The sequence below is a fragment of the Pseudomonas mucidolens genome (assembly GCF_900106045.1).
Taxonomy (GTDB): domain Bacteria; phylum Pseudomonadota; class Gammaproteobacteria; order Pseudomonadales; family Pseudomonadaceae; genus Aquipseudomonas; species Aquipseudomonas mucidolens.
In genome coordinates, this window is record NZ_LT629802.1 from 3,853,335 (window position 1) to 3,878,110 (window position 24,776).

The 24,776-nt window shown below is 59.2% G+C and carries 21 protein-coding genes and 1 pseudogene; 6 read left to right on the forward strand and 16 right to left on the reverse strand.

Features of this window, described 5'->3' with window-relative positions; all coding sequences use genetic code 11:
* Positions 1-99 precede the first annotated feature (99 nt).
* A complete protein-coding gene (locus tag BLU75_RS17840) occupies positions 100-360 on the forward strand; it encodes a YebG family protein (protein ID WP_090221518.1) in 261 nt (86 codons plus the stop codon).
* A gap of 164 nt (positions 361-524) precedes the next feature.
* Here BLU75_RS17840 and BLU75_RS17845 read toward each other — a convergent pair whose 3' ends face one another.
* Positions 525-2,735, reverse strand: a complete 2,211-nt coding sequence (locus tag BLU75_RS17845; protein WP_084379919.1) for an LTA synthase family protein — start codon at positions 2,733-2,735, stop codon at positions 525-527.
* 260 nt (positions 2,736-2,995) lie between these two features.
* Between BLU75_RS17845 and nhaA the strand changes: the two genes are divergently transcribed.
* Positions 2,996-4,183: a Na+/H+ antiporter NhaA gene (gene nhaA, locus BLU75_RS17850; protein WP_084379918.1), complete on the forward strand. Its 1,188-nt coding sequence runs from the start codon at positions 2,996-2,998 to the stop codon at positions 4,181-4,183.
* A gap of 85 nt (positions 4,184-4,268) precedes the next feature.
* Here nhaA and BLU75_RS17855 read toward each other — a convergent pair.
* From BLU75_RS17855 to BLU75_RS17870, 4 genes and pseudogenes are all read right to left on the reverse strand, one after another.
* A pseudogene (locus BLU75_RS17855) lies at positions 4,269-5,159 on the reverse strand (ATP-binding protein).
* A gap of 131 nt (positions 5,160-5,290) precedes the next feature.
* Positions 5,291-5,623 (reverse strand): helix-turn-helix domain-containing protein, encoded by a 333-nt coding sequence (locus tag BLU75_RS17860; RefSeq protein WP_231982575.1) that lies wholly within the window; start codon positions 5,621-5,623, stop codon positions 5,291-5,293.
* Positions 5,624-5,680: 57 nt separating this feature from the next.
* The gene (locus BLU75_RS17865; protein ID WP_084379916.1) at positions 5,681-5,911 is read right to left on the reverse strand and encodes a hypothetical protein; all 231 of its coding nucleotides are present in this window, start codon (positions 5,909-5,911) and stop codon (positions 5,681-5,683) included.
* A 301-nt stretch (positions 5,912-6,212) separates the two neighbouring features.
* Positions 6,213-7,247 carry a Leu/Phe/Val dehydrogenase gene (locus BLU75_RS17870; RefSeq protein ID WP_084379914.1) on the reverse strand — a complete coding sequence of 345 codons (1,035 nt, stop codon included), beginning with the start codon at positions 7,245-7,247 and terminating at the stop codon, positions 6,213-6,215.
* Positions 7,248-7,433: 186 nt separating this feature from the next.
* On the opposite strand from BLU75_RS17870, the gene BLU75_RS17875 reads away from it, so the two are divergent.
* Both BLU75_RS17875 and BLU75_RS27325 read left to right on the forward strand, forming a co-directional pair.
* A complete protein-coding gene (locus tag BLU75_RS17875; RefSeq protein WP_084379912.1) occupies positions 7,434-8,237 on the forward strand; it encodes a SirB1 family protein in 804 nt (267 codons plus the stop codon).
* A 28-nt stretch (positions 8,238-8,265) separates the two neighbouring features.
* Entirely contained in the window at positions 8,266-8,403 is a 138-nt protein-coding gene (locus BLU75_RS27325; protein ID WP_157720783.1) for a hypothetical protein, read from the forward strand.
* On the opposite strand, the gene BLU75_RS17880 is transcribed toward BLU75_RS27325, so the two are convergent.
* The 4 genes from BLU75_RS17880 to hmgA form a co-directional block, all read right to left on the reverse strand.
* A complete protein-coding gene (locus BLU75_RS17880) occupies positions 8,400-9,764 on the reverse strand; it encodes an MFS transporter (protein WP_084379910.1) in 1,365 nt (454 codons plus the stop codon). The two genes, BLU75_RS27325 and BLU75_RS17880, sit on opposite strands and share 4 nt — an antisense overlap.
* Positions 9,765-9,829: 65 nt before the next feature.
* Positions 9,830-10,465: a maleylacetoacetate isomerase gene (maiA, locus tag BLU75_RS17885; RefSeq protein WP_084379908.1), complete on the reverse strand. Its 636-nt coding sequence runs from the start codon at positions 10,463-10,465 to the stop codon at positions 9,830-9,832.
* A gap of 14 nt (positions 10,466-10,479) precedes the next feature.
* Entirely contained in the window at positions 10,480-11,778 is a 1,299-nt protein-coding gene (gene fahA, locus BLU75_RS17890; RefSeq protein ID WP_084379907.1) for a fumarylacetoacetase, read from the reverse strand.
* Positions 11,779-11,780: 2 nt separating this feature from the next.
* Positions 11,781-13,073 (reverse strand): homogentisate 1,2-dioxygenase, encoded by a 1,293-nt coding sequence (gene hmgA / locus BLU75_RS17895; RefSeq protein WP_084379905.1) that lies wholly within the window; start codon positions 13,071-13,073, stop codon positions 11,781-11,783.
* Positions 13,074-13,237: 164 nt separating this feature from the next.
* Here hmgA and BLU75_RS17900 point away from each other — a divergent pair, with 164 nt between their 5' ends.
* A complete protein-coding gene (locus tag BLU75_RS17900) occupies positions 13,238-14,026 on the forward strand; it encodes an IclR family transcriptional regulator (RefSeq protein ID WP_084379904.1) in 789 nt (262 codons plus the stop codon).
* Here the strand turns inward: BLU75_RS17900 and BLU75_RS17905 are convergent.
* The 7 genes from BLU75_RS17905 to BLU75_RS17935 all read right to left on the reverse strand — a co-directional run bounded on the left by BLU75_RS17905 (position 14,023) and on the right by BLU75_RS17935 (position 24,107).
* Entirely contained in the window at positions 14,023-16,563 is a 2,541-nt protein-coding gene (locus tag BLU75_RS17905) for a LuxR C-terminal-related transcriptional regulator (protein ID WP_084379903.1), read from the reverse strand. The two genes, BLU75_RS17900 and BLU75_RS17905, sit on opposite strands and share 4 nt — an antisense overlap.
* A 351-nt stretch (positions 16,564-16,914) precedes the next feature.
* A complete protein-coding gene (locus BLU75_RS17910; RefSeq protein ID WP_090221519.1) occupies positions 16,915-18,282 on the reverse strand; it encodes a DUF1329 domain-containing protein in 1,368 nt (455 codons plus the stop codon).
* Between the two features lie 26 nt (positions 18,283-18,308).
* Complete coding sequence (locus BLU75_RS17915; protein WP_090221520.1) at positions 18,309-20,099, reverse strand: DUF1302 domain-containing protein; 1,791 nt, start codon at positions 20,097-20,099, stop codon at positions 18,309-18,311.
* Positions 20,100-20,745: 646 nt separating this feature from the next.
* Positions 20,746-21,657 carry an SDR family oxidoreductase gene (locus BLU75_RS17920; protein WP_084379367.1) on the reverse strand — a complete coding sequence of 304 codons (912 nt, stop codon included), beginning with the start codon at positions 21,655-21,657 and terminating at the stop codon, positions 20,746-20,748.
* A 113-nt stretch (positions 21,658-21,770) separates the two neighbouring features.
* On the reverse strand, positions 21,771-22,673 hold the full coding sequence (locus BLU75_RS17925; RefSeq protein WP_084379366.1) for an alpha/beta fold hydrolase: 903 nt from the start codon (positions 22,671-22,673) through the stop codon (positions 21,771-21,773).
* A complete protein-coding gene (locus BLU75_RS17930; RefSeq protein ID WP_084379365.1) occupies positions 22,673-23,455 on the reverse strand; it encodes a class II aldolase/adducin family protein in 783 nt (260 codons plus the stop codon). Before BLU75_RS17930 ends, BLU75_RS17925 begins: the two co-directional genes overlap by 1 nt.
* A gap of 196 nt (positions 23,456-23,651) precedes the next feature.
* Positions 23,652-24,107, reverse strand: coding sequence for a flavodoxin (locus BLU75_RS17935; RefSeq protein WP_084379364.1), 456 nt, complete (start codon positions 24,105-24,107; stop codon positions 23,652-23,654).
* A 153-nt stretch (positions 24,108-24,260) separates the two neighbouring features.
* Here BLU75_RS17935 and BLU75_RS17940 point away from each other — a divergent pair, with 153 nt between their 5' ends.
* Positions 24,261-24,728, forward strand: coding sequence for a PAS domain S-box protein (locus BLU75_RS17940; protein WP_084379363.1), 468 nt, complete (start codon positions 24,261-24,263; stop codon positions 24,726-24,728).
* Positions 24,729-24,776 lie beyond the last annotated feature (48 nt).

Genomic DNA, 24,776 nt, shown 5'->3' on the forward strand with positions numbered 1-24,776 from the left:
CTGTATATAAATACAGTAATCGAAAAATCGATGATGTGTTTTCACACGCAAAAACGGGGATGACGCCCCTTAATACTGCACCTGATGACGAGGCCAAAAATGGCTGTTGAAACCCTGTATCGCAGTACCCGCGACCTGGAGACTACATTCGTGGATCGTAAGCTAGCGGATGCGCATGACCAGATGCTCGAATTGGCAGAATCATTGACCGACGTCTTGCTGAAAAACGTTGCAGGCCTGACAGAAAAGCAGGCTGAAGATGCCAGTATCTATATGGCAAAAAACCGCGCGGTATTCGCCGCAGCGTTCAAGAATAACGTCGGTGCCTTGGCGGAACTCACCGAGTCGAGCGCCGAATAGCCTGCAGATGATTTTCTCCATTGGAGGGCGCACATAGTCCAAGGGGACTCATGTGCTTTTGAACACTGCTCGGGTGCGCCCCTAAGTTCGAGCCTTGGTACATAAAGATGCTCGTCGAGCACTCTTCGCCTGGGGTATGGCCGGGTGAAACCCGTACCTTACGTCTAGCCGGAATGGGCACTGATGTCGACCAGGGTTTCCTCGTGCTCCTCGGGCGCTTCCGACAACTCGGTTATCACACTGAAATCGCTCACTTCCACGGCGCCCGAGCCGTAGCCCAGCAGATGGAACGAGAACGCCTTGCGCGATTGCGGATTGGCAAAGCTGAATTCCATTTCCAGCGGTCGATCGGCGGTAACGATCATTTCATCGGGCAGGCCCAACTGGACCTCCTGCTCCATCTCCTTGGCCTTGAGCTGCACATGCGCGTCGCGCAGTGGATCTACCGAACGCACCGTCAGGCGTACGCGAGTGTGCGAGCCCTTGGGCATTTCCAGGTACTGGGCACCGATAAGATTATCGGCCCAGTCATCCTTGATCTGCGCCTGCAGCGGAATAATCGCCGGGCTGCCGAACTGAAAGTGCTGATTCAACGGCGACCGGAGCAACGAATGATCCAGCGCCGTCGCCCTGGCGGTGATTTCCCGGGCGCGTTTACCACCGTACTGGCCAAGCCATGTCGCGCGCTCGGCGATGAAACCTTCGCTGGCGTAATACCGACAGCGCTGTTGAAAGTCGCATTCGGTGAACGTGCCCTTGCCATCGTGATAACGAAGCTTGCCGTTGGTGAACGACATGATCTCGCGTCCCTTTTCATAGTCACGGAACAACGAGCGACCACTCAAGGCTGAAGGAACTGGCAAGGCAAAGTAGTCGAGTATCGAAGCACTCAGATCAACATGACCGTAGACCCCGGACTTGAGCCTGGGCAACTGACGCTGCTCGGGCGCCAGCATCAGGTTGAAACCCCAGGAGGACGCCAGGCGTACACCTTCTATGCCGTGGGATTCGTCCGAGGTGATCACCACGAGGGTATCTTTCAAAACCCCCTTGCGCTCCAGTCCGTCGAGGAATTGCCCAAGAGCGTCATCCAGATAAGCGACCGCCGCCTGCTTGGGGTTGTCGTAGCGCTGCAAGTAATCGTCAGGAGCCGAATAGGGCTGGTGGGTACCCACGGTCAGCAGCGTCAGCATCCAGGGTTTTTTCTGTTTTTTCAGCTGGCCGACGTAATCCAGCGCCCCTTCGAAGAACGCCTTGTCGTCTTTGCCCCAGGGAAATTCCAGATAGTTACTGTTGGTGAACCATTCCAGGCCATGGGTGGCGTCGAAACCGATGTGCGGCATGATTTTGTCTTTGGCCATGAAGCGCAGGCCCGCACCTTGAAGGTAGTGAGTGGCGAACCCGTTTTTGCGCAACTGGGCCGGCAGGCATGCCTGGTTGCGCTCGTTCTGGGTCAGCATTTCGACCCCCTTGGGCGTACCGTTGTCCAACTTGTCGTAATCGCCGCACAGCATTGCGTACAAACCACGAATGGTCTGATGGCTGTGCAGCACATAGTCCGGGGTATTCATTCCGCGTTCGGCCCAGCGACTGAGATTGGGCATGAGGTTTTCCTGATAGCGCTTGTTCAGGGCCTGCCGGTTAACCCCCACGTAGGCGCCAGGGATGCCTTCCAACGCGATGATCAACACATTGCGCGCCGTTCCCGGTGCCGGGAGCAATTTCTCGCCGTTCAGGTCGAGTCGAGTAAGCCCCGCCATGCGTGGAGGAACATCGACAACGTCGTCCTCCAACCACTCTTGCGCGCGCAGTTGCACGCTGCCGACGCTGGCGGACAGCAGTTGATGCGGGAGATTGAACAAACGCCATTCATTTTCATCGGAGGGCGACAGGTGCTGAGCCCCCCAATGGGCGATCAACAGCACGAGCGGCAACGCCAGCGCACGTCCAGGCAAGCTTGGCGGCGAGGTGGAACGCCCCAGCCACAGCGTCATCAGCCAAACCACCAGTCCAAGGCAAAGGCTGACGGCCAGCCACGGATGGGCGAAACCAGCACCGGTGGAGTTTTCTATAAACTGGGGATCGATCAGGTAATGCAAGTCCGAAGGGGTAGGCAGCCTGCCGACCGCACTGACCAACTCGGCAGTCGCCAGCGTCATAAGGCTCCAGGCCACTAACACGGGAAGCGCTAACCACCACGGACGACGATGCAGCAATACGATGAGCAGGCTCGCCATGCCCACATCTGAAAGGAACCCGAGAGGATTCGACCAACCCAAAGCTGCCCGCAGGCCAACAGGCACGACCAGAACCAGCCCGATCAGCGCGATGAGGCGCGCATAAGGTTGTCGTAACCAGTGATGGATAACGCTCACGAAAAATCCCTTTCTGACATTAAATCTTCATACAAGTGTGCTGGATGGTACCAAGCAGTGAGCAGTCTGGCCGGGATATTCGATAAAAATCTGGGAAAAATAGCCGATACGCGACATGAAGAAGGTCTAGAGCCCGTTCCAGAACCATCAGTCCCGCCGGTAATTGAGTGGCTGGCGGCTTGAATACCAATTGTTTCAAGCCGTTCAATCAGGCGGTCAGATGTTAATATCTGACCTTTGGGACTCCCTTAAGGACGCTGATGAGCAAGCATCAAGCTAAAGTCGAAACCCCTAGAGCTGCCGCCATTCTGGCCCGCTTCCTGTCGTCGGAATCCGCGGGAGGACTGGTACTGATGGGCGCAGCGCTGGCGGCCTTGATTGTGGCTAACTCGCCGCTCTCCCAGACGTACTTCGATGCCTTGCGTGTTGTCTGGCTGGGCATGTCTGTCGAACATTGGGTGAATGATGGCCTGATGGCGATCTTCTTTCTGATGGTCGGCCTCGAAATCAAGAGAGAAGTGCTTGCAGGCGGACTTTCCACCTGGGGCCAACGTGCCTTGCCGGGGTTCGGTGCCTTGGGCGGCATGGTGGTCCCGGCGTTGATCTACGTCGCCATCAACTGGGGTAATCCCGAGACATTGGGTGGATGGGCGATTCCAGCCGCTACCGACATCGCGTTCGCGCTGGGCGTGCTGTCATTGCTGGGCAAACGGGTCCCGACTTCGCTGAAGGTATTCCTCGCGGCCCTGGCAATCATTGACGACCTTGGCGCAGTGGTGATCATCGCCTTTTTCTACACATCGGGACTCTCCATGCCGATGTTGCTGGCCTCGCTTGCGACACTGCTGGTTCTGATTGCAATGAATCGACTGGGTGTAAGACGTCTCTTTCCCTATCTCCTGGTCGGGGGCGTATTGTGGTTTTTCGTGCTGCAATCGGGTGTGCACGCCACGCTGGCGGGAGTCGCCGTAGCCTTATGCGTGCCGATGGGCAGGCCTGAGGAAGAGGCGCGTTCGCCCTTGCTCTTCCTCGAAGAGAAACTGCATTTTTGGGTAGCGTTCGCGGTGGTACCGATTTTTGGCTTCGCCAACGCCGGTGTCTCACTGTCCGGTATCTCCTTGGCGAACCTGGTCGATCCGGTTCCGCTGGGCGTAGCGCTGGGCCTGTTGCTCGGCAAACAGATCGGTATTTTTCTATTGGCGGCCTTGGCCATTCGCCTCGGCATGGCCAAGTTGCCGGAAGGCAGCAGCTGGCTACAGCTTTACGGCGTCGCCCTGCTGTGCGGGATTGGCTTCACCATGAGCTTGTTCATTGGCAACCTGGCCTTCGCCGGTTCCGCTCATTTGATTGATGAAGTCAAAGTCGGGGTGTTGATCGGTTCGATCCTCGCCGCGATTAGCGGTGTCCTGGTCCTGCGCCGCAGCAGTGTGCCCGTGGTCGCCCGATAATCACGCTCGGATTCAGCCACAGTGATCCTTCAGGAACACTGTGGCTTGCGAGCCTCCTGTCAAACTCGGCCGAGACCTCCCGGTGTCACATTGTCGAAGAGACTTTCAGTGCAATTTCGACCCTGAATGTCGTTCCCCGCTCAGGGTCGGATGCGACCTCGATGCTGCCTTCGTGAGCGCTCGCTATTTGATCAACGATAAACAAGCCCAGGCCCAGACTGGCGTAAGGTCCATTTTCCGTTTGAGAAAACCTGCTCCAAGCGCGCACTGTCGAACTCACCTTCGGCATATTCAGTCTTCATCACCACAATGTTGGCATCTGGATAGACAGCGCGTGACTCATCGACGATCCGTTCGAAGACCGGTGCGATGTCGATTGATACACGGTTGACGGGAATCCCGCGCCCCAAGTGTGATCGAGTGAAATCCAACAGATCTCCCACAATGCGTAGAAGAACATCCGCCCCCATCGGGATCGCGTTCAACGGCGTGCGCAAATCGTGACCCAGCACGACCAGGAACACATCCCGGGAAGCCTGCACAGCGGCTGCGTAGCTGCTTATCGACTCCGCAAGCACCTGATCAATCGCTTCGTTGAAACGGATCATGTCATCCACTTCAAATTCCTCGCCCGCCTTGACTTACTTCATCCAGTGGTTGATCACGCTGGCACGCAACGCACGGAATTCGGAGGCCAATTGTTCTACCGTAAACCCGCCATCAGTCGCGTAATCGCATGCAGGTGTGCTGCCGATTCGTCTTACGTGGCAACCAGTCCCTTGGACTTTTCGATCTGCTGGCGCACCGACTGATAGCATTGAAGATCCTCGGCAATCGCCCGCAACATGAGTTCGGCATGATCGCGCAATCCAACGGAGTCCAACGGTGAGCAATCCGTACGGATTGTTCGCGCGAAGTTCTCCCACTCTTGAAGGATCGGCTCGATATGACTGATCAAGAAACTGGAAAGACGCACGGCTATTAATCCTTAATGGCGTAAGCCCGCAAGCAAACAGATGCATGCTGGAGGTGAACATTTGAATGTTGCAAGAATGGCTTTAACCGATAGGTTGCCGGCTATGCCTTTAGAGGGGCGGAAATTAAAGGTTACTGTGAGTCGATCAGAAGTGTTGAGAGGATCATGGAGACGGTACGCTGATCGGTTGGGTTCAATCTGCGGTAGTTTTCGACCAGCGCAATTTCGCTTTCGACCAGCGGGTATGCGCTCGAAGCCGTTCGCTCTCCGGTAAGCACATAAAGCACATCGACGCCTCGACGCCAAATGGCCACAAGGTAACCAGACCTTGGCTGCCTGCTATCGTTCTCATACTTCCCTTGCGCATTCGTTGCGACGCCACCGAGTGCACCAAATTCATGCTGAGAAAGCCGAAAAGTGCGACGTATTTCTTTTAATCGTCCACCGAAACTACTGTTCATCATGGCCTCTTGAACTCTGAAGTTTTCCAACCTGCCGGAGTGCAGGCGATACCAGGCTTATCAAGGCTCTGTCTTGGCATCGTTCCAGGCTTTTCTGGCCTCAAGATACTTGGCTCGCGCCGCGTTTTTGGCCTCATGAAACTTCTGGGCGGTTTCCGCGGAAATGGGTGTGATGCTCAGAAGCTGATAGGCCTTGTCATCAAGACGGTCAGCTTCTCTGAATAATTCGTTACTTTGCTCCCTGGCAGGGCACCACTCGGGCTGGGTAATTGGCTTGGCCTTGCCTTTCATATTGTCCTCTCCTGTGCATCATCGCTGCAGGACGAGCACGCTCACTTTTCATCAGCACACCTTGGGTATGGTGGACAATGAACGTAATAGCAAACGGAAAAAACAGCCGGGATAGTGGCCTTATGAATCTGCATCTGCGCCTGTCGGGGATACCGGCAAAGTGAGCGGCCAACCCCCGCCCCACGCGCTTAACATCCAAAACCAACCCACGGCAAAAGTATTTATTTGAATACATCAATGACGCCATCATTCACTCGTCCGAGTGTCTTTAGCGTTGTTCCGCGCCCCCAAACCACGCGATTTACACGCTGTCCGACGGCGGATACAACAAGCGTTCCGCCAATTCATCGGCAACCCTGGCGGGTGAGCGTTTTTCAGCCTGGGCGTGGGCAAAAATCTCAGTCAGACGCGCGCCGATATTCGACAGATGAGCGGTGATGGTGGCGAGTTCCGCGCCGCCGTGCTTGAGGGCGACGTAGATCAGGCCGCCGGAATTGATGACGTAGTCCGGCGCGTAGAGAATGCCCCGCCCTTCCAACTGATCGGCCACTTGCAGATGAGTCAGTTGCGCGCTGGCGGAACCGGCTACCGCTGCGCAACGTAACTGGCCGACACTTTGGCGATTGAGCACCGCGCCCAGGCCGCAAGGCGCGAGAATGTCGCAGGGAGTGCTGAGCAAGGCATCGTTGGCAATCGGATGGGCGCCCAACTGTTCCATGGCCAACTGCACTTTACCGTGGTCGATGTCACTCACCAGCAATTCGGCGCCTGCGGCGTGCAGTTGTTCAGCCAGGGCAAAACCGACATTCCCCAGGCCTTGGATCGCCACGCGCAAACCTTCCAGGTTATCGCTGCCGAGGCGAGCCATGGCGGTGGTGCGGATGCCGGCAAATACGCCCATGGCCGCGTGAGGCGAGGGGTCACCCGCCGCAGAAGTGCTGGTGACGAAACGGGTTTGCTGGGCAATACAATCCATGTCGGCCACTGAGGTACCGCTATCAATGGCGGTGACGTAGCGACCGTCCAACTGCTCGATACAACGACCAAACGCTTCGAACAGGGCTGCCCGACTTTCCACATGCGCGGGGCGAATGATCACCGCATTGCCGCCGCCCACCGGCAAACCAGCCAAGGCGGCCTTGTAGCTCATGCCCTGGGCCAGGCGCGCAGCATCCGCCACGGCACTTTCGTCGTCGGGGTAAGCCAGGTAGCGGCAACCGCCCAGGGCGGGACCCCGGCGACTGCTGTGGATAGCAATGATCGCCCTCAACCCGGTCACCGGGTCGATGCTCAGGTGCAGCGATTCAAGGCGGTTGCTGTGCATGAGAGCAAACATCGTCAAGCTCCCGAATCACTTATTGTAGGCGCCAAGTATAGAACTGACGTTGGAAACCTGCCGAAACACGCAGGAATAAGCCAGCCGGTTTTGCAGGGTTTGCGACATAAACAAAGAGGTCGCGACCCCAGGCACTGGACGAATACTCGCAGTAAGGCTAAAACGAGGCATCTGCCGGAGAACCCAATGAATCCCCGCCAAGCCTTTTTCGCCTGTCTGGATTGCTCCCCGCCCGCACTGTTCGAAGCCGCGCTGTGGATAGCTGCCGAGCATGATCCGGCCGTCGAGCCGCATAAGCTGCTGGCCGACATCAACGTGCTGCGACAACAAATCAGCCTGGACATGCCCTTGCTTGCCCCCGATGAACTGGGACAACCGCTGCTGCGACGGATGAACGACCTGGGTTTCGCTCAGGATGACTTCACCCCGTTGCGCCCCGCCGCCGCCCTACTGGACAAGGTTTTGCAACGCCGGCGCGGACAGCCGTTGGCCTTGGCGCTGATTGCACTGGAGCTGGCGCAACGCCTGAACATTCCGATGGTCGGCGTCAACTTTCCGGGGCACTTCCTGCTGCGGGTGAGCGGCGCCGATCATCTGCTTGACCCGTGCGGCGGTCGGCGCCTGTACCCCAATGACTGCCGTGAGCTGCTACAACGCCAATACGGCCCCAACCTCAAGCTGCAAGCCGATCACCTGCACACCGCCGAGCCCAGGCTTATCCTGCAACGACTGTCACGTAACCTGCGTCAGCTGCACTTATCCAACGACAACCACCTCGCTGCCCTGGTGGACGCCGAGCGGGTGCTGGAACTGGGAAATGCCAGCGCCGCCGACTACCTGGCGCGGGCCAGCCTGTATAAGCACCTGGACTGCCCGAATGCCGAGCGCTTCGATCTTGAACATGCGCTGATGCTCAGCGAAGACCCGGTCCAACGCTTGCGCCTGACTGAGCGGCTAGGCCATCTGCCGCCCAATTCAGTGGTGCACTGAGCCCCTTGGCGTAAGCTGGAGCGCCTCCATGGACGAGATTGTCATGCCCCTGCGCTCGCCGAACGTTATCTCGAAGATCTCCATCAGCGCCTGCCAGGCACCACCAGGGCAGCTTTTGCCAACCTGGCGGGAGTCGCCGTCCTTCGGCAAAACGACGGCACCTTAGCCACCGACTGGGGACTGCGCTTGATCACGGCTGGGCGTTGTTAGTGCATCCTCGGGCGCACGGACCTGAATGATCAACAACGCTGCCACCACCGCAGGAATCGCGCAGAAAAAGAAGATCTGCTGCACCGGCACATGCATCGCCAGCAACATGCTGCCGAACAGCGGCCCCAGGATCGAGCCAAAACGCCCGACGCCAAGCGCCCAGCCTGTCCCCGTAGCGCGCACATGGGCCGGGTAAAAATTGCTGGCGAACGCGTTGAGGGTCAATTGCCCACCAATGATGCAGAAGCCGGCAGCAAACACAAAAGCCACCAGGTAGCGCGGGTTATCGTGATTAAGGCCCAACAGAATCGTGCACAGCGCCGCCGCTGCAAGTATCCCGGAGAGCAGTCGAACCTTGCTTTTCAGGCGATCGGCAAACCATGCCATACCGATGGCGCCCAAGGTGCCAGCGAATAGGAACATTGAAGTCAGCAGATTGGCTTCGTTCAAGCCCAGGCCACTTTCCAGCAGCAGCGAGGGGAGCCAACTGATCATGAAATACAGCAAGATCAAACTGACAAAAAACGTCGACCAAATCAGCAAGGTTGGACGTGCGTAACCGTGACGGAACAATTCCACTACCGGCAGTTTGCTGCCCTGCTCTTGACGATTCTGCTCCTCACTCGCCAAAGGGGCTTGCCAGTCCGGCAGCATCCGCGCGGTGACTTTTTGCAGGCGCGTATACGGCGGAGCATCCCGCAGCAAACGCGGCAACGACTCCGGCAGCCACCACACCAGAAATGGAAACAGCAGCAACGGCGTCACGCCGCCTGCGAGAAATACCGCCTGCCAGCCAAAACTGTCGATAAATCCGGCGGCGACAAACCCACCCGCGGCCCCTCCGAAGGAAAAACCGCACGCGGCCAGCGTCACCATCAAGGTGCGCAGGCGCGGTGGTGAATACTCCGACATCAGAGCCATGGCACTGGGCATCGCGCCTCCCATGCCGATGCCGCAAATAAAACGCGCCGCCATCAGCGTCTCCAGGGAATTGGCGAACACCATCAGGACTGTAAGGCTGGCATAGATCAGTACACAGGCCAGAAGGATGCGCCGTACACCAAAGCGATCAGCCAATGGCGTCACAGCCAGCGAACCCAAAGTCAGCCCCAACAGGTTGGCGCTGAACACGGGCCCGAATGCGGCTTTTTCCAGGCCCCAATCCGCTGCCAATGCTGGCACTACATAGCCTAGGACTTGGGCGTCATAGCCGTCCGTCACCAACAACAATGCCAACAACAAAAGAATCAACCACTGATAGCGCGACACCGGACGGGTATCGAGTGCCGCGCGAAAGCTCGCAATCTGATTGTGCATCGCAAGGAACCTGTTTTGTTTTTATGGTGTTCCCGCCTCTATGAAAGACGGTTGCGTACAACATGTCAGGGAGTATCTGGCTGATTCGCCGGATGAGCCTGGACAAACGCTGGGTGCTGTGCCGCCAAAGCGGCCACTCGCTGAATCCGTGGGTAGGCATCCAACGACACCTTGAAGCGCTCGGCCGCATACACCTGCGGAATCAGAAACGCATCGGCCAGCCCCGGGAGCTCGCCAAAGCAAAACCCTTGATCGCCGATCAACTGCTCCACCGCGCCCAACCCCTGACTGATCCAGTGCCCGATCCATTCCAGCAGTTGCGTTTCGTCATGCCCCCACTGGCGCAACAGGTTCTGCGTACTCGAATTGTGCAACGGATGAACGTCACAACCGATGATCGACGCCACAGCCCGTTCATGTGCACGGGCCACGAAGTCTTTGGAGAGCAGCGGTGGCTGTGGATAACGTTCGTCCAGGTATTCGATGATCGCCGGCGACTGAATCAATAGCTCGCCGTCATTCGTGCGCAACGCTGGAACACGGCCTTGCGGGTTGATCGCCAGATATTCCGGCTGGCGATTGGCACCGCCGGCCGGCACCAACAGGTTGATCGGCACAGCGGTGAAGTCCAGGCCCTTGAGCGCCAGGGCGATCCGGACCCGATAGGACGCAGTGGAGCGGTAGTAAGTATAGAGTTGCATGCCCTTGCCCCTGGTTAGCGTGCCGCGACCACGGCGCCGCGGCATTCGCCGAAACCGATGGAAGCAAAACCGTCGCGGCTGCAACGGGCGCGCAGGATGATTTCGTCGCCGTCTTCGAGGAACTTGCGTACCTCGCCTGAGGCCAGTTCAATCGGCTTTTTACCGCCTTCGGTGATTTCCAGCAGGCTGCCGAACTGCCCGGCCTGCGGCCCTGACAAGGTGCCCGAACCGAACAGATCACCGGCCTGCAACTGGCAGCCGTTGACGCTGTGGTGCGCAACCATTTGCGCGACGGTCCAGTACATATGCCGAGTGTTGCTCAAGGTCAGGCGATGGGCCGGCAGGTTCTGCTCACGCATCGAGGCGGTGCTCAGCAATACCTCCAGTTCAATGTCAAACGCTCCGCCCGCTTGATCGCGTGTGTCCAGCAAGTAAGACAGCGGTTGTGGATCGCCTTCAGGACGCGCCGGTTGTGCCTTGCGAAAGGGTTCCAGGGCTTCGGCCGTCACCACCCACGGCGAAATGCTGGTGATGAAGCTTTTCGACAGGAACGGCCCCAGCGGCTGGTATTCCCACGCCTGGATATCGCGCGCCGACCAATCGTTGAGCAGGCAGAAACCGGCAATGTGATCGGCAGCATCGCCAATGGCAATCGAATCGCCCATGGCATTGCCCTGGCCGATCCAGATGCCCAGCTCCAGCTCGTAATCGAGTCGCGCACACGGGCCGAACGTGGGCTCGGTCTGTCCAGCGGGCAGGGTTTGGCCCTTGGGCCGACGCACCTCGGTGCCAGACAGGCGGATTGTCGATGCACGGCCGTGATAGCCGATCGGCACGTACTTGTAGTTAGGCAGCAATGGGTTGTCTGGGCGGAACAGTTTGCCGACGTTTTGCGCATGCTCGATGCCGACGTAAAAGTCAGTGTAATCGTTGATTTTCGCCGGCATGTGCATCTGGCAGTCAGCAGCCAGCGGTAGCACCTTGGCGCCCAGTGCTTGCAGTGGGTCCTGCAGGTTGCTGCCTTCGCCCAGCAATTCAAGCAGGCGTTCGCGCAAGGCCACTCGAGGGCCGCGCCCCAGCTCGAAAAACTCATTCAACTGGCCGCTGGCCGTCGCGTCGACGGCGCGGCGCGCTTCGCCGTCAAAGAAGTCCCGGGCGGCCTGCAGGTCAAGGATATGCTCACCGATGGCCACGCCACAGCGTGGCGCCGAACCGTCGAGGCTGAACACGCCGAGCGGCAGGTTTTGCAGAGGGAAATCCGCGTGACCATTGGCGGAGGCCACCCAACTGCGGGTGATGGTGGACTGAGTCATGGTTATCTCCGATTCGGATTGAAGGTTGCCGGCAACGAGGACCAGCAAGCGTCGTAATTGCTTTGCAACTGCGAGCACTCCAGGGCGTATTGGGTCGGACGCAGCACTTGGCTGGTCTCGAACATGAAAGCCATGGTGTTCTCGATTTTGTGGGGCGCGAGGTCGACAGCGATCGCCTTGGTACAGGTCTCGCCATCCGGGCCGTGGGCGCTCATGCAACTGTGCAGTGACGCGCCGCCCGGCAGGAAGCCTTCAGCCTTGGCGTCGTAGGCACCCTGGATCAGGCCCATGTATTCGTTCATCAGGTTGCGATGGAACCACGGTGGCCGGAAGGTGTTCTCGGCGACCATCCAGCGCGGCGGGAAGATCACAAAGTCGAGGTTGGCCAAACCGTGGACGCTGGTGGGCGAGGTCAACACGGTGAAGATCGAAGGGTCCGGGTGGTCGAAACTCACCGTGCCAATGGTGTTGAAACGACGCAAATCGTACTTGTAAGGCACATTGTTGCCGTGCCAGGCCACGACGTTCAGCGGCGAATGGTCCAGCGTGCAACCCCAGAGTTCACCGAGAAATTTCTGCACCAACGGCGTCGGCTGCGACAGGTCTTCGTAGTGCGCCACGGGCGTGAGGAAGTCCCGCGGGTTGGCCAGGCCATTGCTGCCGATCGGTCCCAGGTCCGGCAGGCGCAGCGATGCGCCATGGTTTTCGGCGACATAGCCGCGCGCCTCGCCGTCCAGCAACTCGACGCGAAATTTCATGCCCCGTGGCACGACCACGATTTCCAGCGGTTCGACGTCAAGCACACCCAGCTCAGTGACGATGCGCAAACGGCCTTGTTCGGGAACGATCAACAACTCGCCGTCGGCATTAAAGAACACCCGCTCCATGGAACGGTTGGCGCGGTAATGATAGATGCTGATGCCGGTGGGGGTTTCCGAGCCGGTGTTGGCGACCATGCCGACCAGGCCGTCGATAAAGTCGGTCGCTTCCGCGGGAATCTGCAGCGGGTTCCAGCGCAGGCGATTGGGCGTCACGGCCCCCAATGGGCCGCCGGCCAGTTGCCGCTCAAGTTTGACGAATGGCGGATGATTGGCCGACGGCTGAATGCGGTACAACCAGGTGCGTCGCGCCTCGCTGCGGAGCATGGTGAAGGCGGTGCCGGAGAACAATTCGGTGTACAGCCCGTAAGGGTTTTTTTGCGGCGAGTTCTGGCCGACAGGCAAGGCGCCGGGCAAGGCCTCGCTGGCGAACTCATTACCAAAGCCCGATTGGTAGGCCAAGGAATCAAGGGACATGACGCCTCCTCAAGTGGAGTGAACAGCACCGCGCCGCCCTCTTGAAGATGCCTGCGCAGGCTGTCGTTATTTTTATCGTAATCCAATTACGCATAACGTAATTTGATTGGTATCGAGCGTCAAGCTATAAAGACCGCCATTCGTCCCTGAGATACATGCCCTCCATGGAAAAGCCGCTCGCTACCCGCGACACCGGTAAACAGAAAGTCCGCTCGGCCGAGGTCGGCACCGACATCCTCAAGGCCTTGGCCGAACTGTCGCCCGCCACATCCCTGTCGCGCCTTGCCGAACATGTGCAGATGCCCGCCAGTAAGGTCCATCGCTATTTGCAGGCGTTGATTGCCTCGGGCTTTGCCGAACAGAACGCCGCCACCAACCATTACGGCCTGGGTCGCGAAGCCTTGCGCGTGGGGCTCGCCGCGCTGGGCAGCATGGACGTGCTGAAAGTCGCCGCCCTGCCGCTGGCGGAGTTGCGCGACGAGTTGAATGAAACCTGCTTTCTGGCGGTATGGGGCAACCAGGGCCCGACCGTAGTGCATATCGAACCGGCCGTGCGCGCAGTCACCGTGGTCACACAATTGGGCTCGGTGCTGCCACTGCTCAGCTCTTCCACTGGGCTGGTATTCAGCGCGTTCCTGGCGCCTCGGGAAACCGTGGCGTTGCGCGACCAGGAGATCCAGGCCGGCAGCGCGCATACGCTGGCGGACGATCAGGCTTACGCGCAAACCTGCGAACAGATTCGCCAGCGCGGCCTGCACTTTGTGCATGGTTTGCTGATGCCTGGGGTCGATGCATTGTCGGCCCCGGTGTTCAACGCCATGGGGCATGTGGCGGCGGTGCTGACGGTGGTTGGGCCAACCTCGTTATTCCACGCCGATGAAGACGGGCCGGCGGCCAGGCAGCTGTTGGCCGCAAGCCAAGCGGTGAGTTGGCGCATGGGCTACCAACCTTAGCCCATCAAACCCAGCGTCTTGGCCTTGGCCACGGCCTGGGTCCGCCGCTCCACCCCCAACTTGCTGTGAATCCTGCGCGCATGGGTTTTCACCGTGTGCAGAGAGATGAACAACTGGTCGGCGATTTCCAGGTTGGAGTTACCCAACGCAATCAGTTGCAGCACCTCCAGCTCGCGTTGGCTGAGGGGATTATCTCCCATCACCGCCACCTGCTCCTGGGGCTCCAACCCCAATTCGCTCAACAAACCCGGCTGGCGCAAGCGCAGTTCGCGAATCGCCTGCTGCACCTGACACCGCCCCGCCAGTTCCAGGCCGGCTTGCAATGAGCGCACCGCCAGGGCTCGATCGCCCTGTTGCCAGGCCACCTCCCCCAAGACCAGATGCAACTCCACTTCCAGGCATTGCATACCGCGCAGGCGGGCGGCCTCCAGCAGGGTCGCGAGCCGGGCGATGGGTTGATCGGCGCAGCGCAGTTTTACCTGGGCCAGCACCAACAGGTATTCCAGCCTGGGGATCAGCTCCAAGGTAGCGGGCGGCGCCTGCTTGGCGTTCGGTCCTTGAAAGTGGCGCAGCACCCGACTGACCGCCTCCAGGGTCAGTTCGGCGCGCCCTTGCTGCAGCCAGAAATGCCCACTGAGCAACAGCAATACCGCCCGGTACACGGTGTCGGGTACTTGTCGCTGCTGCATCAGACGTTCGGCATCACGCAACTGGATAAACGCCTGGGCGTAATCACCCTGGTTGGCCGCCAGCATCGCGAGCCCGAGGAAGCCATAAAGCGCACGTTTGTCCTGGCTCTGCTGACAGATCTGCAAACCTGATGCGAGGCATTGAGCGGCCCGTTCATCCTGCCCTTGACGCAAGGCCAGATGCCCACGCCGCAGGGTGATCCGGCCTATCAATGGACCCACCTTGAGGTGTTGCTGCCCCAGCATTGCCTGAACATTTTCCAACAGACTCTGGGCCCGATGCGGTGCGCCACGCTGTTCCAGCAATTGCGCGTGATCCAGTTCAAGCACGGCTTCGAGCAGCAGTGAGCCATGCGCGCGTGCCAGGCACAGCGCCTGGCGATTCAGCGCTTGGGCGACATCCAGTTCGCCGCGTAACAGCGCTTGCTGGGTCAACCCGGACAAGCACATCAGGCGCGATGTCCAGGCGCTGTCCGGCAAATCCTCCAGGGCTTCGAGAAAGTGCTCGCGGGCGCGTGTCGCTTCACCATCCAGATGCAACAACCAACCCCATTGCGCCTGCCAACGCGCCAGCAAATGACGTTGCAAGGACGCCGAGGGTTGTGGGGTGAAACGCGCCAACTGGTTGATACATTGCGCCGCCCGATCGAAGCGCCCGGCGAACAACAAGGCGGCCGTGACCAGACCCACCAGTTGCGCCGACCCGAGCATCAGTTCATCACCATGCTGTTCATGCAAGCGCAACAACAGCACCGCATTTTGCTGGCGGAACAGATCCTCAAAACTGAAGTGTTGCAACAAGCTGACCGCCATTTCGTATTCCTGCGCCAGCAACGCCTGTTCAAAAGCGGCCTGCCAGTCCTCTGCGGCGGTGAACCATTGGCAGGCGCGCCGATGCCAGGAGCGCTTGGCCGGCCAGGGTTCGTCCCGCAGCAGTTGGGCCAAGGGCGCGAACACCTGCAACCAGTCCGGCGAGTCTTCCCACGGCTCGATAAACGCACCCAACGCCTGCAAATTGCGCAGGTGATTGACGCCGTCGCCACATCCGAACAGGTGCTCACACAATGCCGGATTGAACCGTGGCAAGTGCGCCAGCACGCGCCAGGCCTCCTCCAGCTCTTCAGGCAAAGTGCTGAACAATTCGTGTTGCAGATAATCGAGCAGCGTCTGGGATCGTCCATGCCAGGCGCAGCTATCCGGTGGATGATCACCCTCCAGCAGGGCTACACGCACGCCGGCGCACCAGCCCGCGCTGAACTGCAGCACCTTGTCAGCGGTTTGCCCGGCATTCGCGTGGTGGCTGATGAGCAACTGGACTTCATCTCGGTCAAAGGCCAGTTCCGCGCCAGTGCATTCCCACAACTCATCATCGAGCAGCAACCGCGGCCAGTTGCAGGCCGGCCGGCGCCGCGCGCCCAGCCACCAGGTCAGCGCAGGGCTGCTGGCCACCAGTAGGCGATCCAGCAAAGCATCCAGTGCGGGCGCAGGAACCCGGCAATAATCATCGAGAAACAGCCAGGCCGCAGACTGCCAGCGGCTCAGGTCCACTGCCAACGTGCTCTCATCGACAAACACCAGGCCCAGGCTTTGGGCCAGGCGCTGACAAAATTCGATGGGGTCGAGGGCGATCCCATTCAGGGGCAACCAATAGACCTGGACACTGGCCGGCGCCTGCAATGCACATTCGGCCAGCAACGCGCTCTTGCCGCTGCCGGCCGGCGCGCAGAGTAATTTCACCCGCGCCTCGGCCGTCAGCAGTGGCTCGCTCAGGCGCGGGCGCGACAGATGATGGGAAGACAAACGTGGCATGAATCCAGGACGATCCAGACAACGGGTCATGGCGGTCATTACAGCGTCCCTTTATTATTTTTATCCGGCCTGCGGCCTACCGTAGTCCTGTGGTGGCCGGTTGTTGAAGAAGTATTCAGCGGGCTGATTGATCGACATAAAAAAGCCGGGCGCCAAAAGGCGCCCGGCGGGAGATCTGAAAGGCCTGAAAAAGCGCTTGTGGCGAGGGGGCTTGTCCCCCGTTGGGCTGCGCAGCAGCCCCAAATCCAGGCGCCGAGGAGTACCTGAAGCACCGCACTTGTCATTATCGGGGCTGCTGCGCAGCCCAACGGGGGACAAGCCCCCTCGCCACAAAAGCGGAATCAGGCGCTTCACTTGCTTAACTGAACCGCAAATGTCCGACCTCCAGTCTCAGCGCACGCCCGAGGTGCGCAACGCGGCAGGTGTGTAGTCCGCTGCCCTAGCATCAAAGCCGAACACAAAGCTGCTTTTCTCCTCGTTTTTCATGCCGAGGGCGAGGTAGCGGCCGGCGATGATGTCGTACAGCGTTTCGACGGTGTAGGCCGGTGTCTGGTGGTTGTAGTAGAACTGCGCATGCCCCTCGGCGACGCGCCACAGTTGACCGCGGCCGTCATAGTGGTCCACCAGCGCGACCTGCCAGCTGTCTTCGTCGATGTACATATGGCGCTTGGCGTAGATATGCCGCTCGCTGGGCTTGACCGTGCCGACGACTTCCCAGACCCGGTGCAGCTCGTAGCGGGTCAGGTCCTGATTGATGTGCCCGGCCTTGATGATGTCGTCGTATTTGAGGGACGGCGAATCGAGCTTGTAGCTGTTGTAGGGGATGTACATTTCCTTCTTGCCCACCAGTTTCCAATCGTAACGATCTGGCGCACCGGAGAACATATCGAAGTTGTCCGAGGTGCGCAGACCGTCCGAAGCGGTACCCGGCCCGTCGTAGGCAACTTGCGGCGCACGGCGTACCCGACGCTGGCCGGCGTTGTAGATCCAGGCCAGACGTGGCTCTTTCACCTGATCGAGGGTTTCATGCACCAGCAGCACGTTGCCCGCCAGGCGCGCCGGCGCCGTTACCGATTGCTTGAAGAAGGTCAGCACGTTGGCACCCTTGGCCGGGTCCATGTCCGGGATCAGTTGCGGCACCGCCACTTCCTCTTCAAACCGGATCGGCGTGTAGCTGCCGTTGGTCTGCGGGGTAGCCTGGGTAATGATGCGTCGCAGGTTGCCGCCGTGGTAACGGGTGATGTGGTTCCACAACACTTCGACACCGTTTTTCGGAATCGGAAAAGCGTAGTAACGGTTGCCGGTGAAGTTCTCCAGGCCGTTGCCATCGTTGATCGACTTGACGTTCAGCGCGCTGCGCTTGATCGATTCATAGATGTCCTCCGGCAGATTGACCGTGCGATGGGTCGGATACACCGGAATCTTGTAGGTTTCGGGATAACGCTTGAACATCGCGACCTGACCGTCGGACAGCTTGTCCTTGTACTGATCGACGGTGGCGGCGGTGATCACGAACAGCGGTTTTTCAGTGGCGAACGGATCGGCCAGAAAGCCCTTGCTGTCTACCGCGCCGGCGTTTTTCGGGATGCCTCCGGTCCAGGCCGGAATCGAGCCATCCGCGTTACCGGCCATCTCGGCGCCCACCGGCGTCAGGCTGGTACCCAGCTTGGCGGCTTCTTCCGGTGACACCGCGGCCATCACGTTGGCAGCCAACAGGCTGAAGGCCAGCACGCCGCACTGCAAAATCATCTTACGCATAATTTCTTGTCCTTCTTTAAGCCAAATCAGAAGTTCACGCCGAAGCTGAGGGCGAGAAAGTCACGGTCGGTCAGGGTGTTGTAGTCCCCCCCGAAAAAGTCGGTGTAGCTCAGGCTCGCGGTGTAGGTGTTGCGGTAGTCCGCATCGACACCGACGCTGAGGGCCTTGGCGCCTTCGTTGAACAGACCGTTGGGGCCATAACCCTTGACGTCATGGGACCAGGACAGGTTGGGCTTGAGGTTGATCCCGGCTATCACGTTGCTGTAATCGAGGATGGCCCTGGCGCGATACCCCCAGGAAGTGGCAGTCACGAAGCCGTCGGTGTCTCCACCAAAACCGTATTGGCCGTAGACCGAATCGCGGCCGTAGCGCAGTTTGGTCTTCGCCTCCAGCCCGCCGACCCGCACGATGGCTGCCTCACCCACCAGGGTCAGGCGTTCGGCGCCCAGGACCTGATCGAAGAACTGGGTCATGGTGGTTTGGAACTGCGTGATTTCCTTACGACGGTAGCCAGTGTTGTCGGCGCCGAATGAGCTGCTGATCGGCGAAGCGGCGTTGCCGGCAATCGGGTTGAGCAGCGCCAGCGTCAGGTCCGTGGTGTTGAGTTGCACAGGTGCGTTGGGGCGATAGCTGATTTCCCCGGTCCAGGCAGTGCCAGTGGGCAAGGTCGTGGCAAAGCTGGCGCCGTACAGGCGAATGTCTTCCGGATATTCAAGGTAGTACTGACCCCGCCCAAGCATGACGCTCTGGGCCAGCCCGGCGCCGGAGCCCGGCGCAATCCCATTGGCCGCGTTGATGATGCCGCCAATCGTCGCCAGGTTGGTGTTGGCGGTAATGGTGCCCACGGTCGGTGTACGGCTGTGGTAGTTCATGAAGTACAGGCCGTATTCGGTATCGTCACCCAACCAGCGCAACGCCATGCCAAACTGCCCGGAATCCCGCGCATCGCGGTCGCCGGCGCGGCGCACGATCACGCCTTCATCGGTCACGCCAAAACCCTGGCCAAACGCGGCGGCCACCGGTTGCAAAGGACTGATCGCCGGGCTGCCGACGGTGTAGTTGTCGGTGCAGCCATCCGCGGCCACGTCACCCCCAAAGAAGGTGCCGCAGTTATCCAGCACAGTCTGGTCCCACTCCAACTGGTAGAACCCTTCCACCGTCAGTTGGTTGGTCAACCCCTGTGAAGCAAAGAGCATATTGACCGGGATCAGCCCCTCCTTGATCTCGGCGCCCGGACGGCGAAAGGCCGAAACATCGACGGGGTTGATGCTGTTGATGGAGTTGCCGATGAAGGTACTTTCGCCCCAACTGACCACCTGCTTACCGCCGCGCACGGTGCCCGGCAGGCCGCCCAGGGAGTAGTTGTGATAGACGAAGGCATCGAGGATCTGCGCACCGCTGGACTTGAAGCCCTCTTTGCGGTTGTGATCGCTGATCTGCTTGAACTCGCGGTTTTCATCCTTGAGCTCGAAGTCGTACCAGTACTTGCCACGGACGAAGACACCGGTGTCGCCGTACTTGAGTTCAAGGTCATGCAGCCCCTTGAAGATCTTCGAAAAGGTCTCGCCTTTCTTGAAGTTCTGACGTCCATCATCTCCGGTAGAAGCCTGGCCGCTGCCACCATTGACGGTGCCCACCAACTTGCTGCCGGCATCACGCATGCCCCAGCTGGCACCTACCGACAGTGACGAATCGAATTGCCCTTCGATCTCGCCGATATTGAACGAAACAGCCTGCGCCTGTGCGCAGCATCCCAACGCAACCGCAGCAGCCAGCGCCTGTGGCCTGAAGATGGCGCGCATTGTTGTTTTTGTCATGCGTCTTCCCCGGTGATGTGACAGAAGGCCCCACCCTACTGCCCGGGATCAGGAGCGATAAGCGCACCAAGGAGGTATTCGCTTTGTCGCTCGAAAGGATTACAGGACGCTCTGGTCGGGGTTCTACCGACGGCATCGACCGGATGGATAAAGGGTCATCAGGAGGATGGATGAAACAACAGTGTCAGCCCAATGACTGTTGCAGATTCAGTAACAGTCAATGTCAGGAAAGAGTATTTTTCATTTGGGTAGCGAGGACTATTCTTACCGGACTTTCAGGACAAACCGTCCGCTTCCACTCGGGAAGGAAAGCCAGTTTTGAATGGATTGATCCGTACTTGTCAGTCCAGTACCGGTGTTCACTGACGTTGATTTGTAGCTCCTTGATCCAACGTCTTGCTTCGGCCGCTGCTTATGCAGCGGCCTTTTTTATGCCTGAAACAAAACGCGGCGCCGTAGCGCCTGATGCTGAGCTTTGTTGGAGCGAGGGGGCGCCTAGCTCTTGCTCGCGAAGCACTCTAAGGCGCCGCGTTTATCCTGAATACACGCGTTATCGTTGCCGTTTTTCGCGAGCAAGCTCGCTCCTACACAAAAGGCGGTATCAGCCGTGGCGCTCCGGCGTGATTAAAGTATATTTATGCAACGATCAAAGGCTGTATTTCTGCAGGTTGTCCATCATTTCCTTCAGCGCTTCGATGTTGTCTTTGGGATGGGCCGCCCCTTCAAAGTCACAGATCTGTTCCCAGTGGGCCGCCACATCCTCCGGCGAAAACCCGGGTTCAGGGTTGAACCCCACCCCCAAACTGCGTTCCCAGCGGGTTTTGCCGATCCAACCGCCACCCACTTCGAACAAACCGCTGGTTTCCTGACACGCTTCACTGCCCAGGTACACCACCAGCGGACTGACCAACTCCGGCTTGAGCCGCTCGAAAACTTGCGGCGGGATCAGGCCTTCGGTCATCCGCGTGCCGCCCGTCGGTGCGATGGCGTTGACCAGGATGTTGTTCTTGCGGCCTTCTAACGCCAGCGTCCGGGTCAGGCCATACAAACCCAGCTTGGCCATGCCGTAGTTGGACTGGCCGAAATTGCCGTAAATGCCTGAGGTGGACGCGGTGAAAATCACGCGGCCATAGCCTTGCTCGCGCAGATGGGGCCAGGCGGCACGGGTGACTTTATAAGCGCCCTCGACATGTACCCGGTAAACCAGATCCCAGTCACCATCGTCCATTTTGTGGAACGTCTTGTCCCGCAGGATCCCGGCATTGTTGACCACCACGTCGATGCGCCCAAAAGCGTCGAGGGCATGCTGCACGATCTTTTCGCCCTCGGTGACTGAGTCGTGGTTGGCCTCGGCAATCCCACCGGCCTCACGAATCTCGGCGACCACGCGGTCTGCCGCCGAGGCGTTCGCGCCCTCGCCCTGGGTTGAACCACCCAGATCGTTGACCAGGACCTTGGCCCCGTGCCGGGCGAACAGCAGCGCATGTGCACGCCCCAATCCACCACCCGCACCGGTAACGATCACGACCTTATCTTGGAACTGTACAGACTCACTCATACGGAACTCCAGCGACAACAGTGGACGATGAGTCGAGTGTCAGGCACCGGGCTTCTGGTCACAATAAATACGGGCGAGGCTGAATGGTGCGCGATAAGGCAGGGGGATGATTGTCAGGTACAGGTGAGTTGTGTCGATGCCTGCGTAATGCGTTCGCGAAACGCCAGGTAATGCTTGAGCACCTGTACCGGCGCCTCGATCTGCGGGTAATGGCCAATATTGCTCAGCAGTACGGTGTCGGCGTCCGGCACCAGCTCGCGGTAGCGCTCGACCATGTGGGCACCCGAAATCGGGTCCACTTCGCCATCGATCACCCGCAACGGCAACTCGCCACGTCGCATGGCGGTGACCCAGCGTTCTCGCTGCTGACGGCGTTGGGGAATGTAGGCAATCAGCTTGTGCAGAATACGCTGGCCGTCGTTATTTGCGATCAGGCTCCAGAAATCATCCAGGGCACTTTCGCTGGGGCGAGTGTCGGGGCCGAAAATCTGCCTGAACGTGTCGGCCAGGGTATTGCGCCCAAAGGCCCGCCCGACCATCCAGCCCACAGGGCTGAGCAACAGTTTCTGCGCCAGCGCCACACGGTGGGTCTCGGGAAACAGACCACCGTTGAGAAATACACAACTGGCCATCTTGAACCGGCCTTCATAGTGTCGCGCAAGCAGTTCCTGAGCGACGCTGTCGCCATAGTCGTGAGCCAGGACATGCACCTTCCCATGCACTCGCAGGTGTTCCAGCAACGCCTGGTGTAAATCCGCCTGCTCCAGCAGGCAGTAAGTGTGATCCAGGGGCTTGGCCGAATCACCAAAACCCAACATGTCGCAGGCGATCACCCGGTTGCGCTGGGCCAGCGGTTGCCAAAGGTAATGCCAGTCCCAACTGGCGCTGGGAAAACCGTGAATCAACAACAATGGCTCGCCCTGTCCGGCGACCCAATAACGAATAGCCTGCCCGCGAAAAACAAAACTCTGCCCACGCGTGCGCCAGGCACTCAGGGGAATCTCGGCCAATGGCATCAAAGTTGGTATCCCGGGTTTTGTTGGTCGAGCTTGCGCAACAACGCCGGCCAGGCCAGTGCACCTCCCATACCCTGTGCGCTCTTGGTGACGCCTGCAAGCATCGCCTTGGCTCCCGCGAGAACCTGTGGCTCGATGGCGATCAACTCGGTCCCGCCATTGTGTGCCAGTACCTGGATGTCACAGGCGCGCTGGAAGGTGAACATCATCAGGAACGTATCAGCGATAGTCCCGCCACAGGTCAAAGGACCGTGGTTGTGTAGCATCAAAAAGTTCTTTTCACCCAGGTCAGCTTGCAAGCGGGCTTTTTCGTCGTGGCTCAGCGCCACACCTTCGTAGGCGTGATAAGCCAGGCTGGACAGCACAAACAGCGATTGCTGACTGATCGGCAACACACCTTGTTTCTGCGCGGAAACGGCCACGCCGGCGGCAGTATGCGTGTGCAACACGCACACCACGTCGTGTCGCACCTCATGCACTGCACTGTGGATGGTGTAGCCCGCCGGATTGATCTCGTAGGGGCTGTCCATCAGTTTGTTGCCGGCCTGATCGACCTTGACCAGGCTGGAGGCGGTGATTTCGTGAAACATCAGCCCGTACGGATTGATCAGGAAATCTTCGGTGCCCGGCACCTTGGCCGAAATATGGGTGAAAATCAGGTCATCCCAGCCATGCATGGCCACCAGGCGATAACAGGCCGCCAGGTCGATACGGGTTTGCCATTCGGCAGCGCTGACTTGATCTTTTACACTCGGTGGCGATTGAACGGGGGCTGGGCTCACGGCAATGACCTCGATGGCGTGGTGTTGTTATTATTTTCTCGGCTAAAGAGTCAGTCTAGTCAGACCTTGAGGACGCAGGAGTTGCGTTGGCAGCCAGCTTTATGACCGAGCGGGTCAACCTTCAGCATAGTTCGGATTAGTCTAAGCGCCCTCAGCGAAATGGCGCCAATCAAGGCGCCACCTCGCCACACTGCGATCAGGCACGCAGCGCGGTAACCAACTCGGCCAGCCAAGGTTCTGCGTCGCTTTCCGGGGTCACGCTTTCGCTGGCATCCAGGCGTAGCATCGGCAGCACTTCGCGCACACCCAACTCGCCAAACAACTCACGCATTTGCTCGCCGCCCGCGCAAAAAGTATCACCGTAGCTGGCATCGCCCAGGCCGATAACCGCCCCCGGCAAACCGCGCCAGGCTGCGGGCAGTTGATCGCGAATCGTCGAATACAGCGGCATTAGGCTGTCCGGCAACTCACCCATGCCGGTGGTCGACGTCACGGCCAGGAAAGCTTCGGGGGCAAAGGCCTGAATTTCGGCCAGGGTTGCCCGAGGGTTGTGCCATGCATCAAGACCGGCGTCGTTGAGGATAGCAGCGGCATGCCGGGCGACTTCTTCAGCCGTGCCGTACACCGAGCCGGAAAGAATGGCGACTTTCATCAATCTCATCCTGTAGTTGAGTGAAAGCCCGGGATATTAACAGCTGCCGCCATCGCTTTCAGGGATCCGGTCGCAACATCCCCTGTTGGTCTGTGGACAGATCACCGACTTGTCTTACACTGCCAGATCCAGAAACACGCCATGGACTGCTCGATGATCAACGCCAAGCTGATGCAAATGGTGATCAACGCCACCAACGAAGGGATTGTAGTCGCCGAGCGGGAAGGCAAGGACAAGCCGCTGATTTATGTGAATCCGGCCTTTGAGCGCCTGACCGGCTACCACCTGGACGATATTCTTTACCAGGACTGCCGCTTCCTGCAGTCGGGCGACCGTGACCAGCCGGCGCTGAACGCCATTCGCCAAGCGTTGGACAATGCTGGCAGTTGCCGGGAGATCCTGCGCAACTACCGCAAGGATGGCACGCACTTCTGGAATGAGTTGTCATTATCGACGGTTTATAACCCGGCCGATAAACAGACATATTTTGTCGGGGTGCAAAAAGATGTCACGGCGCAGGTCAAGGCCCAGCAGCGCATCACCCAGTTGGAAGCCCAAGTGGCTCAGCTCCAGGCCGAACTGAATACACTGCAGGCGACGAGCGGTTCTAACAAACTTTAGAATACCGGGTCTGTATAGTAATAATTGCCTTCTGCCCGCCTTTCCCTG

What these genes read in the sequence shown, in the direction of transcription:
- BLU75_RS17840 (WP_090221518.1), top strand. Translation starts at nt 100, where the DNA reads ATGGCTGTTGAAACCCTGTATCGCAGTACCCGCGACCTGGAGACTACA.
- nhaA (WP_084379918.1), top strand. Translation starts at nt 2,996, where the DNA reads ATGAGCAAGCATCAAGCTAAAGTCGAAACCCCTAGAGCTGCCGCCATT.
- BLU75_RS17860 (WP_231982575.1), bottom strand. Translation starts at nt 5,623, where the DNA reads ATGATGAACAGTAGTTTCGGTGGACGATTAAAAGAAATACGTCGCACT.
- BLU75_RS17865 (WP_084379916.1), bottom strand. Translation starts at nt 5,911, where the DNA reads ATGAAAGGCAAGGCCAAGCCAATTACCCAGCCCGAGTGGTGCCCTGCC.
- BLU75_RS17870 (WP_084379914.1), bottom strand. Translation starts at nt 7,247, where the DNA reads ATGTTTGCTCTCATGCACAGCAACCGCCTTGAATCGCTGCACCTGAGC.
- BLU75_RS17875 (WP_084379912.1), top strand. Translation starts at nt 7,434, where the DNA reads ATGAATCCCCGCCAAGCCTTTTTCGCCTGTCTGGATTGCTCCCCGCCC.
- BLU75_RS27325 (WP_157720783.1), top strand. Translation starts at nt 8,266, where the DNA reads ATGGACGAGATTGTCATGCCCCTGCGCTCGCCGAACGTTATCTCGAAG.
- BLU75_RS17880 (WP_084379910.1), bottom strand. Translation starts at nt 9,764, where the DNA reads ATGCACAATCAGATTGCGAGCTTTCGCGCGGCACTCGATACCCGTCCG.
- maiA (WP_084379908.1), bottom strand. Translation starts at nt 10,465, where the DNA reads ATGCAACTCTATACTTACTACCGCTCCACTGCGTCCTATCGGGTCCGG.
- fahA (WP_084379907.1), bottom strand. Translation starts at nt 11,778, where the DNA reads ATGACTCAGTCCACCATCACCCGCAGTTGGGTGGCCTCCGCCAATGGT.
- hmgA (WP_084379905.1), bottom strand. Translation starts at nt 13,073, where the DNA reads ATGTCCCTTGATTCCTTGGCCTACCAATCGGGCTTTGGTAATGAGTTC.
- BLU75_RS17900 (WP_084379904.1), top strand. Translation starts at nt 13,238, where the DNA reads ATGGAAAAGCCGCTCGCTACCCGCGACACCGGTAAACAGAAAGTCCGC.
- BLU75_RS17905 (WP_084379903.1), bottom strand. Translation starts at nt 16,563, where the DNA reads ATGACCGCCATGACCCGTTGTCTGGATCGTCCTGGATTCATGCCACGT.
- BLU75_RS17910 (WP_090221519.1), bottom strand. Translation starts at nt 18,282, where the DNA reads ATGCGTAAGATGATTTTGCAGTGCGGCGTGCTGGCCTTCAGCCTGTTG.
- BLU75_RS17915 (WP_090221520.1), bottom strand. Translation starts at nt 20,099, where the DNA reads ATGACAAAAACAACAATGCGCGCCATCTTCAGGCCACAGGCGCTGGCT.
- BLU75_RS17920 (WP_084379367.1), bottom strand. Translation starts at nt 21,657, where the DNA reads ATGAGTGAGTCTGTACAGTTCCAAGATAAGGTCGTGATCGTTACCGGT.
- BLU75_RS17925 (WP_084379366.1), bottom strand. Translation starts at nt 22,673, where the DNA reads ATGCCATTGGCCGAGATTCCCCTGAGTGCCTGGCGCACGCGTGGGCAG.
- BLU75_RS17935 (WP_084379364.1), bottom strand. Translation starts at nt 24,107, where the DNA reads ATGAAAGTCGCCATTCTTTCCGGCTCGGTGTACGGCACGGCTGAAGAA.
- BLU75_RS17940 (WP_084379363.1), top strand. Translation starts at nt 24,261, where the DNA reads ATGATCAACGCCAAGCTGATGCAAATGGTGATCAACGCCACCAACGAA.